Annotated in this window: 13 protein-coding genes; 6 read left to right on the top strand and 7 right to left on the bottom strand. The window is 33.1% G+C overall.

From position 1 onward, the window contains the following. Positions 1–19: 19 nt before the first annotated feature. Together H527_RS0109360 and H527_RS0109365 are read right to left on the bottom strand one after the other, a co-directional pair. On the bottom strand, positions 20–1381 hold the full coding sequence (locus H527_RS0109360) for a RagB/SusD family nutrient uptake outer membrane protein (RefSeq protein ID WP_027412470.1): 1362 nt from the start codon (positions 1379–1381) through the stop codon (positions 20–22). Between the two features lie 21 nt (positions 1382–1402). Further along, complete coding sequence (locus H527_RS0109365) at positions 1403–4381, bottom strand: SusC/RagA family TonB-linked outer membrane protein (protein ID WP_027412471.1); 2979 nt, start codon at positions 4379–4381, stop codon at positions 1403–1405. Between the two features lie 258 nt (positions 4382–4639). On the opposite strand from H527_RS0109365, the gene aspS reads away from it, so the two are divergent. The 3 genes from aspS (at position 4640) to H527_RS0109380 (ending at position 8542) form a co-directional block, all read left to right on the top strand. Further along, a complete protein-coding gene (gene aspS / locus H527_RS0109370) occupies positions 4640–6388 on the top strand; it encodes an aspartate--tRNA ligase (RefSeq protein ID WP_027412472.1) in 1749 nt (582 codons plus the stop codon). 66 nt (positions 6389–6454) lie between these two features. Next, positions 6455–8239: a chloride channel protein gene (locus H527_RS0109375; RefSeq protein WP_027412473.1), complete on the top strand. Its 1785-nt coding sequence runs from the start codon at positions 6455–6457 to the stop codon at positions 8237–8239. Between the two features lie 45 nt (positions 8240–8284). After that, positions 8285–8542, top strand: a complete 258-nt coding sequence (locus H527_RS0109380; RefSeq protein ID WP_027412474.1) for a hypothetical protein — start codon at positions 8285–8287, stop codon at positions 8540–8542. 44 nt (positions 8543–8586) lie between these two features. Here the strand turns inward: H527_RS0109380 and H527_RS0109385 are convergent, their stop codons facing one another. The 3 genes from H527_RS0109385 to H527_RS0109395 are packed head-to-tail and all read right to left on the bottom strand — an operon-like array spanning position 8587 to position 11637. Beyond that, positions 8587–9249, bottom strand: coding sequence for a 3'-5' exonuclease (locus tag H527_RS0109385; RefSeq protein WP_027412475.1), 663 nt, complete (start codon positions 9247–9249; stop codon positions 8587–8589). Continuing rightward, entirely contained in the window at positions 9250–11169 is a 1920-nt protein-coding gene (locus H527_RS0109390) for a DUF294 nucleotidyltransferase-like domain-containing protein (RefSeq protein WP_027412476.1), read from the bottom strand. 18 nt (positions 11170–11187) lie between these two features. Next, a complete protein-coding gene (locus H527_RS0109395; RefSeq protein WP_027412477.1) occupies positions 11188–11637 on the bottom strand; it encodes a nucleoside deaminase in 450 nt (149 codons plus the stop codon). 97 nt (positions 11638–11734) lie between these two features. On the opposite strand from H527_RS0109395, the gene H527_RS21765 reads away from it, so the two are divergent. The 3 genes from H527_RS21765 (at position 11735) to H527_RS0109410 (ending at position 15300) form a co-directional block, all read left to right on the top strand. Further along, on the top strand, positions 11735–13507 hold the full coding sequence (locus H527_RS21765; RefSeq protein WP_035087752.1) for a 1-deoxy-D-xylulose-5-phosphate synthase: 1773 nt from the start codon (positions 11735–11737) through the stop codon (positions 13505–13507). A gap of 74 nt (positions 13508–13581) precedes the next feature. Then, the gene (locus H527_RS0109405) at positions 13582–14040 is read left to right on the top strand and encodes a lipocalin-like domain-containing protein (protein ID WP_027412478.1); all 459 of its coding nucleotides are present in this window, start codon (positions 13582–13584) and stop codon (positions 14038–14040) included. A gap of 402 nt (positions 14041–14442) precedes the next feature. Next, complete coding sequence (locus H527_RS0109410; protein WP_027412479.1) at positions 14443–15300, top strand: lipocalin-like domain-containing protein; 858 nt, start codon at positions 14443–14445, stop codon at positions 15298–15300. A 54-nt stretch (positions 15301–15354) separates the two neighbouring features. On the opposite strand, the gene dgt is transcribed toward H527_RS0109410, so the two are convergent. Continuing rightward, complete coding sequence (dgt, locus tag H527_RS0109415) at positions 15355–16698, bottom strand: dGTP triphosphohydrolase (protein ID WP_027412480.1); 1344 nt, start codon at positions 16696–16698, stop codon at positions 15355–15357. Between the two features lie 204 nt (positions 16699–16902). Further along, entirely contained in the window at positions 16903–19365 is a 2463-nt protein-coding gene (locus tag H527_RS0109420) for a ribonucleoside-diphosphate reductase subunit alpha (protein WP_027412481.1), read from the bottom strand. Between the last annotated feature and the right edge of the window lie 274 nt (positions 19366–19639).

The following is a 19639-nucleotide window of genomic DNA, read 5'->3' on the forward strand; positions in this document are numbered from 1 at the left end:
GTATACTATTGTGTATATATTATTTATTTTCGTTTGCTGGAGTAGGAAACTGTTCGAATGTTCCATCTCCTGTTCTATCAATAGGCAATTCTCCTAATTTATTAAACCTTCTTAAATCAATCCATCTGTGCCCTCCTTCTGCAAATAAAGAATATCGTTTTTGCTTTAATATCTCATTTACCAAATCTGTTGGTGTAGTACTACCAGTATAAGCAGGTAAACCTGCAGCAGTTCTTACTACATCGATCGCTGCTACAGCAGCAACAGGGTCAGAAATATGATTAGCCTCTGCATATAAAAGAATCAACTCTTCGTTTTTCATAACTGGAACAGGATCTATATTACTCTTATAAATAAATACATCATGCTCTCCTACTAAATCTCCTATATTTTCATCTTTTATAACAAGAGGATTAGGCTCTAACACTCCTGTGTCATTATTCTTTGTTTCTCTAAACACTACTTTACCTAATCGTGTATCGCCAGCTTCTGCATCTGCGACAAAAGACGGATGCGCTAATCTTACATTTGCAACGGTAGCATTTAATCCAAAAAATAATGGATTAGCAATATCAGCACCAGTTAATGAGAATGAAAAATACACTCCTTTTTGTAGATCAGCTCCTACATTATTATCCATAAAAGAGTTCTCTAATAATGTTTTTGCTGAACTGTAATTACCTCTATACACCTCTACTCGAGCTGCTAGTCCGTTAGTAAACCCAAGAAAACTTGCTGGATCACTTGTAATCGAAAATCCTGAAGGAAGAACAAAAGCAAACTCACTTCCTGCATTAGATAAATCTGCGGCAGCATCTGTTAACAAACTAAAAATAGCTGATAAAGAATCTTGATAGTTTAAAAAAGGCCCTAGTTTATCTGGATTAGACACATCTACTCGTATCCCATTTTGATACTGTTGGTTTAATACCATCAATAACTCATGCGCCTTAATCGTATTAGCAAAACCTCGTATCCCTGCTATTTCTTCAGCAGAAAATGCTTCGGTCGTATTTGCTAACCCTTCTAGAGCTAGATTGATATTTTTTATTGTTGCATATCTTGCTGCATAAGGGTTTGTTGTATAAAATGTATTATTATCTAATGTTCCCGTCAATAAATCTGCTACCCATCTAGGGTCTGAACTTGATACACGCCAATATTCTCTTCCTGCTACAGATTGCGCATCTATTTGCGTACCCAATTGGATACGCATATCCGATAAAATACCTCCTATAGTCTCTCGTAACTCTCCTCTAGATAAACCACTAGATATAGACTCTGTACTTGGTCCATTTAAATCTTTTCCATCTTCAACATCACACGATAGTAGCATTGTAGAAGAAAGAATCGTAATTAAAAATATTTTTATTATTTTCATTGTTCTTATGTTTTTTTAATATTAAAATCCAACTGCTAGATGAAATAAATAACGTTTAGATGAAGGAAATGGTGTTACTTCAACTCCCGTAGACAAACCATTAGATCCAAAATTAGAAACTTCAGGATCATAGCTATTATAGTCAAAGATATTAACTAGATTACTTCCTGAAAAACCAATTTTAAAATTAGAAACATACCCCCTAAATACTTGATCCAAAAATTTAGTTGGTAGTGTATAATAAAGTCCAACTTCTCTTAAACGTAAATAAGATGCGTCTTCTACAAAAGGTGTTGCATTACCCGCTCGAAATGCTCCTATTCTATATGGTCCATTTGGAGTAACCCCAGCAGGATCATCGCTTATATCATCATAATCTGGACTAACTCCTCCAAAATCTGTTAATAAATTAGTTAAATTAATATTATCTCCTCCTTGTTTCCAATGCCATAAAAAAGAAAAAGTAAAATCTTTATATCGTAAATTGTTAGACCAAGTAACCTGAAAATCTGGTTCTGAATTTCCTAAAACTACTAAATCTCCATTCGCATTGTTTCCAACTATCTGTGTTACACTCTTTCCTTCTTCTATTCTAAAAGTTCCTAAACCAGTTCCAAAACCACCTAAATTAAAAGGATCTACTTCTAGCTTAGTTACTTCAGAAGTATTTTTAAAAAATAACAATCCTGTATTCCAATTAAAGTTTTCCTCTTTAAACACATCTGCATTTAACCCAATCTCTATTCCTCTATTTTCTAAATTTCCAGCATTAGTGAATCTAGATGTAAAACCTGAAGAAGGCTCTATATTTGCTTGTAAAATTAAATCATCCACGTTTTTGTTGTAGTAAGAAAACTCTAGGTTAACTCTACTATTAAAAAAGCCTGCATCAAAACCTACTTCTAATTCTTTTTGTTTTTCTGGAGTAATATCAGGATTCCCCAAAGTTAAAGGAACTACTATACCCGCTATCCCATCAATTAATGAGTTTGTATATGTTGTAAATAATGCTCCGTTTGGTGCAAAGTTTCCTGCTTCCCCATACGCTGCTCTAATTTTAAATTGATTCATAACTGGGATTTTCCAAAAATCAAAACTATGTAAATTTACAGCTGCTGACGCTTTTGGATAATAAAAGAATTCATTAGCATCCCCGTTATTACTAGATTTATCTCCTCTAACTCCAATAGTTGCAATTATCTTATCTTGATAATTTAACTCTTCTTGTACAAAAAATCCAAAATCTTCTTGTTCTTGTCTAAACTGAGTTACACTTATATTAGCCCCTTGGTCTAAATTGGTCTCAAAAGCGATTAAATCTGTTGCAATATTTCTTACTGTATTTCTATAAAATGTTTGTTTAGTAAGTCCTGCTTGAGATCTAAAATTAAGGTCTTTATTAGTTGTAAAATTATGAACTAGAAATGCAGAGTAATTAGCATCTTTATTTTCTGTTGTTCCTAATGCAGATAATCCATTTAATCCTGTATTTGATATTTTTTGAAATTGTAATGTTTTAGGAAAAAAAGCAGTAGTTAGTAATTCATAATAATCTACTCCCCCTCCTAATATTAACTTTAGGTCTGACTTATCTGCTTCATAAAGTTTTAGATCAAGATTGGCTCCTACTATAAACCTATTTACATCTTCTCTGTTAGTTATCTGATCTCTTGTTTGAAGTGGGTTTGATGATCCAAACGGGTTATCAGGATACGCACCATTAGCATCAGGAAATAAATCTGCCCAAGGTGGTGTAGAGGTTAAAGCTACCCCAATGGTAGTACCTGTATTATCATTATTAAAAAAACCTCTATCAGATTTGGAGTCAATATAATTAGTACTCAAAGAAAGTTTTGCTCTTCTGTCAAAAAAAGTATGATCTAAATTAAAACGAATAGATTTTCTATCATATCCAGTGTTTCTAACAATTCCATCTTCTTCATTATTAGAAAAAGCAGTATAAAAAGATGTATTTTCTGATCCTCCAGAAACGTTTACACTTGTATTAGAAATAAATCCTTTTTCTCCATAAATCTCTTTTTCATAATCTACTAATTTTCCTGCTGCTCGAGCCGCTAAAAACGCCGCTCCTTGCCCCGCTCCTAGTCCTTCAGCTCTTGCTTCTGTAAAATTTCTTTGTCCTCTATAATTAAGAATAGTATTAAAACCCATATCCTGAGAAAAAGACACTCTGGTTTTTCCTTTCTGTCCTTTTTTAGTAGTTATAATAATTACCCCAGCTGCTGCTCTAGCACCATAAATAGCTGCTGCAGATGCTCCTTTAAGCACCTCTACACTTTCTATATCATCTGGATTTATATCTGCAATCCTGTTAGATGGGTTATCTTGGTTAGAAGCATTTCCTCCTGTAGCTGCGCCAGATACTGCATTTAAACCAGCACCAGAAATACTACTGTTGTTTACATACACTCCATCTACAATATATAAAGGTTGAGAATTTCCATTAACTGAAGTAACCCCCCTAAGTTTTACAGATATTCCTCCTCCTGGCGCACCAGAACTTTTAGTAATTAACGCTCCTGCAAATTTTCCTGCTAAAGCTCCATCCAAAGTTTGGGGTGGTGTTAATCCCGCCAAATCCTCTGATGAAATAGAAGCCACAGCATTTGCAGCATTACTTCTTTTTACAGATGTTGCCAAACCAGTTACAACAACCTCTTCTAGAGATTCTGTAGATTCTTTTACCTGCACAGTAATATCTCCTGCAGTTGACACAGGTACTGTTTTTTCAGCAAATCCTAATGCAAATACCCTAAGTTTAACAGGTAATTTATTTACTGTAATACTAAAATTACCATCAATATCACTAGAAGTACCATTATTTGTTCCTTCTTCTACAACATTCATAAAAGCTGCCCCTTGCCCCGTACCTTCAATGACCACCTTACCTGTGATGGTCTCCTGAGCAAGTAAAATAGCCGGAGCAAAAATTAGAAGTAGTAAAATCTTCATTTTACTATAGTGTTTGTGTTTTTTCATAATAATCTGTTTAAATGTTTCGTTAAATCTATTAAAAGAATTTGATATAAAAATGTTAAAACTAACAATTGTTCGCAAAAAAACAGCAAAAAATCAGTTAATACCCTCAATAAAATGCCCTAAAACCACATAAATCACAACTCAAAAACTCACCACTAATAGGTTATTTATTAAAATCTACTGTTTAAAAAAAGTATCAACTATCAAATATCAACTAATCCATAAATCTTCTTATTTTTGCAGGCTTAATATGTAACTATGTATAGAAGTCATTCTTGTGGTGAATTACGAGCCACAGATATCAACACAGAAGTAACTCTTGCCGGTTGGGTTCAAAGAATAAAAGATTTAGGCTCTTTAAATTGGGTTGTAATTAGAGATCGCTACGGCATTACTCAATTAGTTTTTGATGAAGGACGTTCTGCTAAAGAACTTTTAGAAAACTCTAAAAAATTAGGAAGAGAGTTCGTTATACAGATTAAAGGAACCGTTATTGAACGAGAGTCTAAAAACCCTAATATGCCAACTGGCGATATTGAGGTTTTAGTTTCGGGACTTACTATCCTAAATGAAGCACAAACACCTCCTTTTACTATCGAAGATGAAACAGATGGAGGCGAAGATATACGAATGAAATATCGCTATTTAGATATTAGACGTAATCCTGTAAAAAACAACCTAATGTTTCGCCATAAGGTAGGAATGTTGGTTAGAAATTACTTATCTACTAATGATTTTATAGAAGTAGAAACTCCTTATTTGATTAAATCTACTCCAGAAGGAGCGCGAGATTTTGTTGTTCCTTCTAGAATGAATGAAGGCCAATTCTATGCTTTGCCACAATCTCCACAAACTTTTAAGCAATTGCTTATGGTTGGTGGAATGGATAAATATTTTCAGATTGTAAAATGCTTTAGAGATGAAGATTTAAGAGCAGACAGACAACCCGAATTCACACAAATAGATTGTGAAATGGCATTTGTAGAACAAGAAGATATTCTACATATTTTTGAAGGACTTACTCGCCATTTATTATCTGAAATAAAAGGGGTTGACATTGCTGATTTTCCTAGAATGACCTATGATGAGGCCATGAAAACGTATGGTAATGACAAGCCAGATATTAGGTTTGGAATGAAGTTTGGCGAACTTAATGAAGTTGCACAACATAAAGATTTTAAAGTATTTAATGATGCTGAACTTGTAGTAGGTATTGCGGTTCCTAACGGGAGTTCTTATACCCGAAAAGAAATTGATAAACTTATTGATTGGGTAAAACGCCCACAGGTTGGAGCATTAGGAATGGTATATGTAAAATGTAATGAAGATGGAACTTACAAATCATCTGTCGATAAGTTTTATGACCAAGAAGATTTAGCTAAGTGGGCAGAGGTTACTGGAGCTAATCCAGGAGATTTAATCTGCGTGCTTTCTGGCTCTACAAATAAAGTAAGAGCACAATTAAGCGCACTTAGAATGGAATTAGCAGAACGACTTGGACTTAGAAACCCAGAAGAATTTGCTCCATTATGGGTAGTTGATTTTCCTTTATTAGAATGGGATGAAGACACAGAGCGATACCACGCTATGCACCATCCATTTACCTCTCCTAAACCAGAAGATATTGCTCTATTAGATACAAAACCAGGAGATGTGCGAGCTAATGCCTATGATCTTGTTTTAAACGGAAATGAGATTGGAGGAGGTTCTATTCGTATACATGATAAAGCTACACAAGCTTTAATGTTTGACCACTTAGGGTTTACTCCAGAAGAAGCAAAAGCACAATTTGGATTTTTAATGGATGCTTTTGAATACGGAGCTCCACCGCATGGAGGTATAGCATTTGGGTTTGATAGATTGGTTTCTATCCTTGGTGGTCAGGAAACCATACGAGATTTTATAGCCTTCCCAAAAAACAATAGCGGACGAGACGTAATGATCGATGCACCAGCTATTATTGATAAAGAGCAACTAAAAGAATTACATATAAAGCTTGATTTATAATAAAAAATTAAATCCCGCTCGTAGCGGGATTTTTATTATCTTTAAAATTAGTTAAGCCAAGTATATATGTCCTCCAAAAAAAAGACATTACTTTATCGTATTCTTAAATGGCGGTATCGGCATATTTCAGACAAGAATTTTATTCTGATTTTAAGTATTCTTGTTGGTTTTACTGCTGGTTTAGTTTCTCTATTATTAAAAAACATTACCCACCTAATTCAGGTAGTTTTGCAAAGTGATATTATTTCATGGCAAACTTCTTTTTATTTTGTTATTCCTATAATAGGTCTAGGGATAGTCTATTTATTTACAAAATACATATTTAAAGAAAATGTAGAATCTGCTATTCCTTTAATTTTACATTCTCTTTCTAAAAAAAATGGAAGTATAAAATCTATCCACGGGTATTTACCCCTTATCTTAGCGCCAATTACGGTAGGTTTTGGAGGTTCTGTAGGACTTTTAGGCCCAGCAATTAGTTCTGGATCTGCCATTAGCTCTAGCTTTAGCACCTTATTTCATGTTAACCGAAAAACTCGGGTATTACTTATTGGTTGTGCTTCTGCAGGTGCAATATCCGCAGTATTCAAATCTCCTTTAGCTGGTTTGGTATTTGCCGTAGAAGTATTTAGCCTGGATCTTACATTAACATCCCTATTACCCCTCTTATTTGCATCTGTATCCTCTATAATTACATCTTATTTCTTTTTAGGAGATGAAGTTTTATTTAGATTCGATGTTTTAGAAAAATTTGATATTTATGATACTCCTTTTTATATCATTTTAGGGGTAGGAACTGCAATAGCATCTATTTATTTTACTAAAATGTATTTCGGAATACTACATTTTTTTAACCGCTTTCCTAAAAAAATACATCGATTACTAATTGGCGGACTTGCTATCGGAATCATGTTGTATTTTATTCCCCCATTATACGGGGAAGGACTTGGGTTTATAAATCACCTGTTACATGGAGATCATATAAAAGCTATAGGCAAAACTCCTTTTGATAATATAACGAATAATATCTGGGTTGTTATTGCTTTATTAACTGGTATTACCATTTTTAAAGCTGTTGCGATGACTGCTACATTTGCTGCAGGAGGATATGGAGGAATATTTATCCCCACCATGGTAATGGGCAGTGCATTAGGCAATGTAGTATCTAAAGTTATTAATAATCTAGGTATAGGCTTTGAAGTCTCTGAAGCTAATTTTACATTATTGGGAATGGCTGGGCTTATAGCCGGGGTACTACATGCTCCACTAACCTCTATATTTCTTATTGCAGAAATAACCTCTAGTTATGAGTTATTTGTACCACTTATGATCACAACAGCCATATCCTTTATTATTTCTAAAAATAAAATCGAACATAATATCTATACCCGCGAACTAGCAAAACAAGGAAAGTTATTAACCCATAATAAAGATCAAACGGTATTGACTCTTATGAACCTGGAGGATTGTATTGAGACTAATTTTGTATCTGTAAAACCAGAATATACCTTAAAGCAGCTTTTAAGCGAAGCAGTAGCGAAGTCTAACAGAAATCTTTTTCCTGTCATTGATGCATCAGATCACTTAATTGGTATAGTTGCTCTAGACGACATTAGAGATATTATGTTTGATATTACCTTGTATCATAAAACAAAAGTAGAGTCATTGATGTTAGAGCCACCCGTTATTATCATCTACGAAGAAGATAATGTAAAAACAGTTATGAAAAAATTTCAAGATACAGGAGCTTGGAATCTTCCTGTAATTAAAAACGGAAAGTATTTTGGGTTTATTTCTAAATCAAAACTTCTAACATCCTACCGTCGTAAATTAATTAATTTCACACAATAGAAAAATACTACTTAGATCTAACAAGTATCGAATAAATAACATACAATGAAATACATTATTAAAACACTTTTTGCTGCTATCCTATTCTTAATTTGTATTGGATATTATTATAAAAATATCGGAAACCATGTGACAGGAGACAAGTTCGTAGGAGTTGGAATTTTGGTTTCTACTTTTATATTAATGCCTGTATTTATATACCACCGATGGAAAAACAAAAATGTAAAAGATTATATGCTTACTGAAGAAAATATTAATAAAATGAAAAATTACGAGAAAGAAAAAGAAAGTAAAAATCCTTAGATTCATCAATAAAACTCCTCTTTATAAAAATCAAAGAACTTACATTATCTAAACAAATCAGAAATCTCTATCTTTTTATTTTTCTTTAATTTTGTTAAAATTTTTAAAAAAGCTAATGCTGTAATAAATGCATCTCCAGATGCTGTATGTCTATCGCTTTTAGATATCTTAAGATCATTACATAATTCATCTAAACTATAATGTACATTTTGCTGATTTGTAAGGTATACTTGGTGCTTTATCTTCTTAAAAAGAATCCCTGTATCTAATATTCTGTTTTTTAATGTTCCTAGGTTGTGTCTAGACAAAGCTTTGTTAATCATTTTTTTATCAAACTCTGCATGATGCGCGATAAGAATAGCATCTCCAATATAGTCTATAAAAAATTCAAGAGCTTTTTTTTCTATGACTTTGGTTAAACCATTATTTTTTCTAATTCCATGAATCTCTACCGTATTTTTATTGAAAATTTCCTGATCTAGATATATCTCTAATTGATCCGACACATCGATTGCATTTTTTTTAATAGCTATCGCTCCAATAGACAAAATACGATCATGAGTATAATCAAATCCTGTAGTTTCTGTATCAAAAGCAATAAAACGAATATCTTGAACCGCTTGTTTTTGTTTTTTTTTACTAAACAGATTCAAATAGTTTTGCCAAAAGACAGGATAGTTTTTATTTTTTTTAAACCAAAATTGCATTTATATTAAATTCTTAAGTTGAAAACGCACTCGTAATAATTCTTGAATATCCCTTACTGGTCTAAAACATCTTTTAAGTCGTAGTTTATCATTCTTACTTAACGTATTTAATTTTATAAATCTACCTGAATTATGATGAAGTAATCCTTGCCTGGTTCTAAATTTAATGAGAACTCTAAATGCTTTGGCACAGCTTTCAAAAAGCTCTCTATTGTTTGGCTCTATTTCAGCAAGTTTATCATATCGTAATAACGTATTATTTACTCCTTTTACATTATGATAAAGCACTAAGATTCTGGCTGCATCAATCAAAACCATCATTGCTCTTGTTTTTATATCAAAAGTATCTTTATGTTCGCCATTTTGTTCTACTAAAAATTGCTTAAAAAACCCTAAAGGAGATGGTTTTTGAATAGCACTAACTCCTAATAACGCTAAAAACCTGTTCCCTTTATTAACTCCTTCAAAAACAACTTTTGATAATTTATCTGCCATAGATACATTACCATATATATATTGAAAGTCAAAAAATATGGAAGATAATAAAGTCCCTTCTTCTGTAGGGGTTGTCATCCAATCCTTAAACTGCATTTCCCACTTAGACAACGACATACACCATCTGGGGTTGCTAGCCATCATCTCGGCAGGGCAATATTCATAACCTATGGTGTGAAGTCCTTTGGTAATTTCATTAGCTAATTCTATAAAATAGTGTTGTGTAGATTCATAATACTCCTCTTCTACATCTTCAAAAATAAAAGCATTATCCTGATCTGTTAATAACAACTGCTCTCTTCTACCCTGACTTCCTAAAACTAAAAAACAAAAGGAAACTGGAGGAGGGTAAATCATTTTTTTTATTGCTAGCTCTATTATTCGGATTGTTAATGCATCATTTATTTCAGAGATAATATTTATTATATGTATAGTAGGAATGTCTTGTTCTAAATAGGTTTTTAAAAGCTTTTCTACCTGTTTTCGGATATACCTAAGCTCTTGGACTTTCTTAATACGTTTTATTTCCTTGATTAATACAGAAGGGTTATTACCAAACGAAACTAAAAGATCATGATCAGAAAGAATGCCTATTAATTTTGAGTTTTGGGTTCCATCTTTAGTAATACAAAGATGGCTAACATCCTGCTTTATTAAAGCTATCTGAGCTTCTGCAACTGTTATTGTTTTAGGATACGTAATTACTGGAAAGGTCATAATTTGATCTACAGAGGAGGTAACAGCAAACATTCCTGTAGCTATTTTTGTTCTTAAATCTCTATCCGTTATTATCCCTACAGGGCATTTATCTTTATCAACAATCACGATACAGCTTACCTTTTTACTGGTCATCCTTTCGGCAATATCCCGAACAGTATCTTTAGGCAAACATGTTATAGGTTTTTTTAAATAGGAGATACTACGTAATGTAGAAAGATCTTTTGCTACTTCTATAGAAATTGTATTATCTATACGCTGCCCTTTATCTGTTTCAGTAAAATAATTTCTTGCATGTGCAGCAAAGGTTTCTAAAAGAAACTTATTTACTTCTTTGTTTTCTTCAATAAATGGTTCGAATACTTGTGTCGGAATTGCATAAACGATAGATTCCTCATCTGCTATTGCAGACATTCTATATTCTTTTTTAATAATTATAACTCTAAGTCCAAACAGATCACCAGCATCACATATATCTACCAAGCTTTGATCTGTATCAAAATTTCGATACAATCCAACAGCTCCTTCTCTAACTATATAAAATTCGTCATTACAAGGGTTTTCTTGTTTAAAAACATACTCTCCTTTCTGTACATACAAAACTTTAATCTGACTTGAAATTAACAATAAGTCCTCTGCTTGTAAACTATCAAAAGGTGGAAATTGTTTTAAAAAATCTTGTATCCTCTCTGCAATCGTATTTTTCATTTGTTAAGAATAAAATTTTCAATTTGCACTACGTTTTTCTATAAAAAAACGAGTAAGTAGTTCTTTACATTCTTCTTCTAAAACACCTCCTACTATTTCTGTTTTTGGATGTAATTTTGTACCCATTGTACCACATCCCCTCTTTTCATCAACAGCACCATATACTATTTTTTTAATCTGACTCCAATATAAAGCTCCAGCACACATCTGACATGGCTCCAGAGTTACATACAAGGTGCATTCTTTAAGATATTTTCCTCCCAAAAAATTTGCTGCAGCAGTTATGGCTTGCATTTCTGCATGCGCAGTTACATCGTTTAATAGTTCGGTAAGATTATGTGCCCGAGCAATGACTCGGTCTGCAACAACAATAATCGCTCCTATAGGAACCTCCTCTTTTTCATACGCCAATACCGCTTCCTGCAAGGCTTTTTTCATATAATAAGAATCATCTAATGGATCTAGCATATACTATTAATTTTTAGTAAAGCTAAATAAAAAAAATCGCATTCTGAATGAAATAAAAAGTATAGAAAGAACCAATACAAAATACTATTTTTGTGTTATGCAGCAATCCATATTATCCAACATTGAATATCCTTCAGATCTTAGAGAATTATCTCTGGATCAATTACCAGAACTAGCAAAGGAGCTTCGAGATTTTGTAATTAATATTGTTGCCACCAAAGAGGGGCATCTTGGTGCAAGTCTTGGTGTTATAGAACTGACTATTGCACTTCACTATATTTTTGATACTCCTAATGATCTTTTGGTTTGGGATGTAGGACATCAGGCATATCCTCATAAAATCCTCACTGGAAGAAAAGATATATTTCATACCAATCGCCAATTAGATGGTATAAGTGGATTTCCTAAAAGAAAGGAAAGCGATTATGATACTTTTGGAGTAGGACACTCTTCAACATCTATATCTGCTGTATTGGGTATGGCACTTGCCTCTAAACTAAAAGGAGAAATTCAAAAACAACATATTGCTGTAATAGGAGATGCTTCTATCGCTAGTGGGATGGCTTTTGAAGGCCTTAATCATGCTGGAGTAACCGATGCAAATATGCTAGTCATTCTTAATGACAATGCAATAGGAATCGATCCAAGCGTTGGAGCACTTAAAGAATACCTAACCAAAGCTAAAGTTGGAGTCAAACCTCGAACCAATAATATTATAGAGGCTTTAAATTTTAACTATTTCGGCCCTATTGATGGCCATGACTTACCAATGTTACTTAAAACATTAGAGAATTTAAAATCCATTAAAGGCCCCAAGCTTTTACATATTATTACTACCAAAGGAAAAGGATTAAAACAAGCAGAAGAAAACCAAGTAAAGTACCATGCACCAGGCAAATTTGATGCTTCTACAGGAGATTTAATCTCTAAAGACAACACAGGTCTGCCCCCCAAATTTCAAGATGTTTTTGGATATACTATTTTAGAGTTAGCAAGAAAAAATAAAAAAATCGTAGGTATTACACCAGCAATGCCTACAGGAAGCTCGCTAAAATACATGATGCAAGAAATGCCAGATCGAGCATTTGATGTAGGTATAGCAGAGCAACATGCAGTAACTCTGGCTGCAGGAATGGCAACACAAGGTTTGGTTCCTTTTTGCACCATTTATTCTACTTTTTTACAACGTGCTTATGATCAAGTAATTCACGATGTAGCGTTACAAAATTTACCTGTGATTTTTTGTGTAGATCGTGCTGGTTTGGTAGGAGAAGACGGTGCTACACATCATGGTGTTTTTGATATAGCTTACTTAAATTGTATTCCAAACATTAGTATTGCCGCACCTATCGATGAAATCGAATTAAGGCACTTATTATATACTGCATCTTTGGGTTTAGATTATCCTATTGCCATACGATACCCAAGAGGCAGAGGTCACATTGTGGATTGGGAAGTACCTATGAAAAAGATTGAAATAGGAAAAGCTACCTCCTTAAAAACAGGATCTAAAATTGCTGTACTTTCTACTGGTACCATTGCTCATAATATTACCAATGCATTAAAACAAATCGAAGAAGAAATTGGGCACTATCATTTTTGTTTTGTAAAACCATTAGACACCAATACTCTAAAACAGATACTACAACAATACAAAACCATTATTACTATAGAAGATGGGGTTATTAAAGGTGGTTTTGGGAGTTCTATTGTTGCACATGCCAATCAACATCATTTTAAGAATAAAATCATAACACTAGGCATACCCGATATCTTTATTCATCATGGCACAGTTGATGAATTACATAATATTTGTGGTATTTCTACCACAGGAATTTTAAAGGTAATTCAGCAAGAATTATATCTTTAAAATTATTAAGAAAGTATTTTGATGTTAGGTTTTAAAATAGTTTTTTTGCGGAAATATAATATACATCTATAATTATGAAAAAACTAGTTTTACTTACCTTATTTATTTCTACAATCTTTACTTCTTGCAGTAGTGATGATGATAACAATGGTATTACCGAAGCAAATCTTATTGGAAAATGGCAACATACTAACTCTATAGAAAATGGAGAGGAAGTTATTCTTGACGAATGTGATTTGATGGATACCATAGAGTTTAAAGCTAATAATGTTATTACAACTATGACTTTTTACACTAATATTGTTGTAGAAAATAGTCAAACTACTACAACCTGTAAAGAAGATTCTTCTGAGACTGGCAAATGGTCTTTATCTGGAGAAATAGTTACTAACGTATTTGAAAATGAACCTTACACAGGTAAAGTATTAGAATTAACAAACACTACTCTTAAAATTGAATATACGGATGAGTATAAGGATCAAGAAGGTAATACTGTTACAGATACTCATATCGATACTTACAAAAGAATATAATATTATCTAAAATATAACTTTTGAGGGTGTCTGAAAAATTTAGCACCCTTTTTTTATTCTTAATCTCTCCACAAAAAACCATCAAATTGAGGGGTTTTTCATAATGATCTCTCTACAAATCTATCCTGTCTTAGCTCTACCGAAAGGCCTGAGATAACATGAAGAAAATGGCATCGCACTTTCGAACTCAAGGCAACAAGGCTTTTGAATGAACATTTATTTGTCTTCGATAGTTCTACTGAGTTTTGCCGAAGTATTATTTTCTATCGAAAATCAGACTGATGTAAATTTTCTCGCATCGAATTCAGGTTCCTTAATATATATTCATCAAAATTAAGGGTAACATTTTATCTAAACAAGACATAAACCTTCTATATATAGAAAATAACTATAAATTACATTATGAAAAAACTAAACCTATTTATCTTACTTATCGCAACAATTTTTATTTCTTGCTCCAAAGATGACGATGCTTCTGACAATGTAGAAATAACCGAAACAAATCTTATTGGAAAGTGGCAATTAATTAAAATTGAAGAAGACGGAAAAGAAGATATATTAAATGATTGTGATAAAAAGGATATTTCACAATTTTCTATTAAAGAAGACGGAAGCAAATTAGCAAAATTTGTCGGACATCATGAAAGTAATGAAGAATGCACTTCTTCTATTAGTGCAGATTATACGTGGGAACTATCCGGTAATAAATTATCTACTTTTATTTTAACAAATCATGATAGGGATTATGAAGATGTCTATACAATAATAACGTTGAGTAAAACCACTCTAAAACTTGAGTCTAAAGAGACATATAAAGACGATCAGGGTATTGAGAAAACATCCATTTATGCTGAAACATTTACCTATATTGGAAAGCCTGATATTGAACCAAGTACATCTATTAACATAAACGAAACTAAGTTAATAGGAAAATGGCAATTTACAGGTTCTACAGAAAACGGAGTTGTAATGCAATCTGACGAATGTGACCTAAAAACCACTATAGAATATAAAACAGGAAATATTATAGATTATTTTTACTCTTATGCAAACGGCACAGGAGATACTTGTAGTAACTCCGCATACTCTTCTCCTTGGTCTTTATCTGGTAACATAATATCTTATGATACTGGTGATGGCTCTGAAACTATAATAGAATTAAATTCAGAAATTTTAAAGGTACAATACCCTCATGAAGATGTAAATCAAGATGGTACTGTTACAAAAAATATTTATGTAGATACCTACAAAAAAATATAACTAAATATTATCAAATCATACAAACCACTTGTTTTAATCAAAACAAGTGGTTTGTTATATTTGTAGCCCTCGTATTTTCTGAAATTTCATCAATGCATTACCATCGGTTAGACTCGCTACATAATTACAAATACCAATAAGACGAGTATATACATCTTCATTTTTATAATCAAAATTACCTCCTTCGGCTCTAAGGATTAACTTATCATAATTAGAGCTTATATCCTGATTAAAATTATCTGTAGCTACACAATATCTATCCAAAAGAGTTGCAAGAATCTCATACCCTGCAATTTCTTTTTCGGTCACCTCTTTACTTTGATAAATCTTATCGATACTTATCTTGATAATATCATTAATTTGTGCTTGATACTTACTTTTATCAATTAGCGCAATATCAAAAGTCCCTGATAATATTTGTTCTTCATTTTCAATAAAGACACTTGCCGCCTCTTGTATCAAAGTATTTATAGCCAAAGACCTAAGATAACTCAACCTATCTGCTGTAGTAACCAAGTTATTATATTTGGAGGTATTGATAGAATTCTTAACCAACTTAATCAAATACTCAAGAGCATACTCCTCTTCGATCCACCCCAGATTAATTCCATCTTCAAAATCAATAATTGTATAACATATATCGTCTGCCGCTTCTATTAAAAAAGTTAATGGGTGCCGACTATAGGTATATTCATTATCTATTTTATAGGATAACAATCCAACTTCTTCTGCTACTTCTTTAAAAAAAGAAACATCATTTTGAAAATATCCAAATTTTTTATGTGCTATGTGTTTTGTTGGTTTTTTTGGTAAGGACTCTTTGGGATACTTCATAAAAGCTCCTAATGTAGCATAGGATAATCGCAGACCTCCTTCGATTCCTTTTCGGGATTCGGTAAGGATTTTAAATCCGTTGGCGTTTCCTTCAAAATCAATTAAATCCTGATACTGTTTTGCTGTTATTTGTTCTTTATATCGCTTACCGCTACCTGTTTTAAAATACTCTCCTATGGCTTTTTCTCCAGAGTGCCCAAAGGGAGGGTTTCCTATATCGTGTGCTAATGCTGCTGCAGCTACTATAGCACCAAAATCATTAAATTTATACCCATAAACTTCTGCCAGATGTGGGTGTTTTTCTAAAATTTGTTTTCCTACTACTCTACCCAGAGAACGTCCTACTACAGAAACTTCTAAACTATGGGTTAATCGGGTATGTACAAAACTAGTTTTAGACAAGGGAATGACCTGTGTTTTATCTTGTAAGCTCCTAAATGCCGAAGAGAAGATAATACGATCATAATCTACTTCAAAACCTAATCGAGTTTCATCCTGTTCTTTACGTAATCTCTTATTTTTATCTCCTTGTCTTTTTAAAGACAGAAGTTGCTCCCAATTCATCATAATATATACTTACGGTTTGCAAAAGGGACAAAAACAGTATTCTTTTTATGACCGTCCTTAAGTCTATCAAAAGGAATAATCTATAAAAAATACAGTGAATAACCCGTAATCTCGATATAAACCGAGAAATAGCTCAAAAATAATAAAAAAGGGAAGTATTTCTAAAGAAAACTTCCCCCTTTTGCTATATATAAACTTAGATTAAGACCCACACATTAAACAGTCATCTCCTTCAGCTTCTTTAGACTGTGCTATAATTGCTCGAAGTTCTTCTGGAGTAAGTGCTGTTTCTTCTAATGCAACAGGCTGTGGTTTTGGCTCTGCTTTAGCAGATTGAGACTCCATAACTTGTGCAGCAGCTACAGCTACTTTTTCTGGCTGTGACACTTCTTTGTTTTCACTTTTTAGTGTAAACTTAATGGCATCTACCGCAGATTTTGTTCTTAAATAGTACATTCCTGTTTTTAAGCCACTTTTCCATGCATAAAAATGCATCGAGGTTAGTTTTGCCATGGTTGCTCCTTCCATAAAAAGGTTTAAAGATTGTGACTGATCGATAAAATATCCTCTGTGGCGAGACATATCGATAATATCTTTCATACTCAGTTCCCAAACAGTTTTATACAACTCTTTTAAATCCTGTGGTATGATATCTATATTTTGTACTGATCCATTTGCTCGCATAATTGCATCTTTAAGCGAGTCGTTCCACAACCCTAATTTCACTAAATCTTCTAGTAAGTGTTTGTTCACTACGATAAATTCTCCAGATAATACTCGTCTGGTATAAATATTACTAGTATATGGTTCAAAAGCTTCATTGTTACCTAGTATTTGAGAGGTAGATGCTGTTGGCATTGGCGCCACTAATAAAGAGTTACGAACACCATTTTTAAGCACTTGTTTTCGTAGCTTATCCCAGTCCCATCTACCACTTAATTCCTCATCTTTTAATCCCCATAGGTTATATTGAAACTTTCCTTTAGAAATAGGAGATCCTTCATAACTTTGATAAGGGCCATCCTCTTTGGCTTCTTCCATCGATGCGGTAACTGCTGCAAAGTATAAGGTTTCAAAGATTTCTTGGTTTAACTTCTTTGCCCCATCACTAGTAAATGGTAATCGCAATTGTATAAATGCATCTGCTAATCCTTGTACTCCTAATCCTATTGGACGATGGCGCACATTAGAATTTTCTGCTTCTTTTACAGGATAGTAATTACGATCGATTACTTTGTTTAAGTTTTTAGTTACTCTTTTGGTTATTCTAAACAATTCCTTATGATCAAACTCTCCGTTTTTCACAAACATGGGTAATGCAATAGAGGCAAGGTTACATACTGCTATCTCATCTGGACTAGTATATTCTAAGATCTCGGTACATAAGTTAGAAGAACGAATAGTACCTAAATTTTGCTGATTAGATTTACGATTTGCAGCATCTTTGTATAGCATATATGGAGTACCGGTTTCGATCTGAGATTCTAGTATCTTTTCCCATAACTCTCTCGCTTTTATAGTTCTTCGACCTTTTCCTTCTGCTTCAAAACGAAGATAAGCTTCTTCGAACGCATCACTATGTATATCAAATAGTCCAGGGCACTCATTAGGACACATTAATGTCCATTCTGCATCATCTTGTACTCGTTTCATGAATAGATCTGGGATCCACATGGCATAAAACAAATCTCGTGCTCGCATTTCTTCTTTACCATGGTTCTTTTTAAGATCTAAGAAATCAAAGATATCCGCATGCCATGGCTCTACGTATATAGCAAATGATCCTTTACGTTTTCCTCCTCCTTGATCTACATAACGAGCTGTATCATTAAACACTTGTAACATAGGCACAATACCATTAGAAGTACCATTAGTTCCTGCAATATAAGATCCTGTAGCTCTAACATTATGAATAGATAACCCTATACCTCCTGCAGATTGCGAAATCTTAGCGGTTTGTTTTAAAGTATCATAAATACCATCAAGACTATCATCTTGCATGGTTAATAAAAAGCAGGATGACATTTGTGGCTTTGGTGTACCAGCATTGAATAAAGTAGGAGTGGCGTGTGTAAAATATTTTTTAGACATTAGCTCATACGTCTCTATTGCTGCATCCAAATCATTAAGATGAATTCCTATAGAAACCCGCATTAGCATATGCTGTGGACGTTCTGCAATTTCACCGTTAATCTTAAGTAAATAAGAACGTTCTAATGTTTTAAAACCAAAATAATCATATCCAAAATCCCTATTATAAATAATAGTAGAATCTAACTTTTCCTTATTAGCGATAATAACATCATATACATCATCTGCAATCAGAGCTGCTTTTTTACCGGTTCTGGGGTTTACATACTCATAAAGATCGGTAACCACCTCTGAGAATGTCTTTTTTGTGTTTTTATGTAAATTAGAAACAGAGATACGAGCTGCTAGCTTTGCATAATCAGGATGTGTTATGGTCATGGTTGCAGCTATTTCTGCAGCCAGATTATCCAGTTCGCTTGTCGTTACACCATCATACAATCCTTCTATCACTCGCATAGCTACCTTTACAGGATCTACTAAGGAGTTAAGTCCATAACATAATTTTCTTACCCTAGCGGTAATCTTATCAAACATAATTGGCTCTTTACGACCGTCTCTTTTTACTACATACATATGCTTTTTTGGTTTTTAAATTTTCTTTTTTTTAAAGAAAGTGATACTAATTCGTCTTACTATTTTTATTATTTAAGAGTCAAAAAATTACACCACACCTAATTTAATATTAGGTATTAAAAAGAAACCTCTAAATCCTAAGATCTGAGAAATTCTAAAAGTAAAATATATGACTCTCCCCTTTTTGTTTTTCTTTGTAAAGCTTTTTATTAAGCTTTATCAAACTGAGCTAAACTGTTGTAAACAGAAGAAATGTTTTTTGATTAGCTCAGAA

The sequence above is a fragment of the Aquimarina muelleri DSM 19832 genome, from assembly GCF_000430665.1.
In the GTDB taxonomy this organism is placed as follows: domain Bacteria; phylum Bacteroidota; class Bacteroidia; order Flavobacteriales; family Flavobacteriaceae; genus Aquimarina; species Aquimarina muelleri.

What these genes read in the sequence shown, in the direction of transcription:
- H527_RS0109360 (WP_027412470.1), bottom strand. Translation starts at nt 1,381, where the DNA reads ATGAAAATAATAAAAATATTTTTAATTACGATTCTTTCTTCTACAATG.
- H527_RS0109365 (WP_027412471.1), bottom strand. Translation starts at nt 4,381, where the DNA reads ATGAAAAAACACAAACACTATAGTAAAATGAAGATTTTACTACTTCTA.
- aspS (WP_027412472.1), top strand. Translation starts at nt 4,640, where the DNA reads ATGTATAGAAGTCATTCTTGTGGTGAATTACGAGCCACAGATATCAAC.
- H527_RS0109375 (WP_027412473.1), top strand. Translation starts at nt 6,455, where the DNA reads ATGTCCTCCAAAAAAAAGACATTACTTTATCGTATTCTTAAATGGCGG.
- H527_RS0109380 (WP_027412474.1), top strand. Translation starts at nt 8,285, where the DNA reads ATGAAATACATTATTAAAACACTTTTTGCTGCTATCCTATTCTTAATT.
- H527_RS0109385 (WP_027412475.1), bottom strand. Translation starts at nt 9,249, where the DNA reads ATGCAATTTTGGTTTAAAAAAAATAAAAACTATCCTGTCTTTTGGCAA.
- H527_RS0109390 (WP_027412476.1), bottom strand. Translation starts at nt 11,169, where the DNA reads ATGAAAAATACGATTGCAGAGAGGATACAAGATTTTTTAAAACAATTT.
- H527_RS0109395 (WP_027412477.1), bottom strand. Translation starts at nt 11,637, where the DNA reads ATGCTAGATCCATTAGATGATTCTTATTATATGAAAAAAGCCTTGCAG.
- H527_RS21765 (WP_035087752.1), top strand. Translation starts at nt 11,735, where the DNA reads ATGCAGCAATCCATATTATCCAACATTGAATATCCTTCAGATCTTAGA.
- H527_RS0109405 (WP_027412478.1), top strand. Translation starts at nt 13,582, where the DNA reads ATGAAAAAACTAGTTTTACTTACCTTATTTATTTCTACAATCTTTACT.
- H527_RS0109410 (WP_027412479.1), top strand. Translation starts at nt 14,443, where the DNA reads ATGAAAAAACTAAACCTATTTATCTTACTTATCGCAACAATTTTTATT.
- dgt (WP_027412480.1), bottom strand. Translation starts at nt 16,698, where the DNA reads ATGAATTGGGAGCAACTTCTGTCTTTAAAAAGACAAGGAGATAAAAAT.
- H527_RS0109420 (WP_027412481.1), bottom strand. Translation starts at nt 19,365, where the DNA reads ATGTATGTAGTAAAAAGAGACGGTCGTAAAGAGCCAATTATGTTTGAT.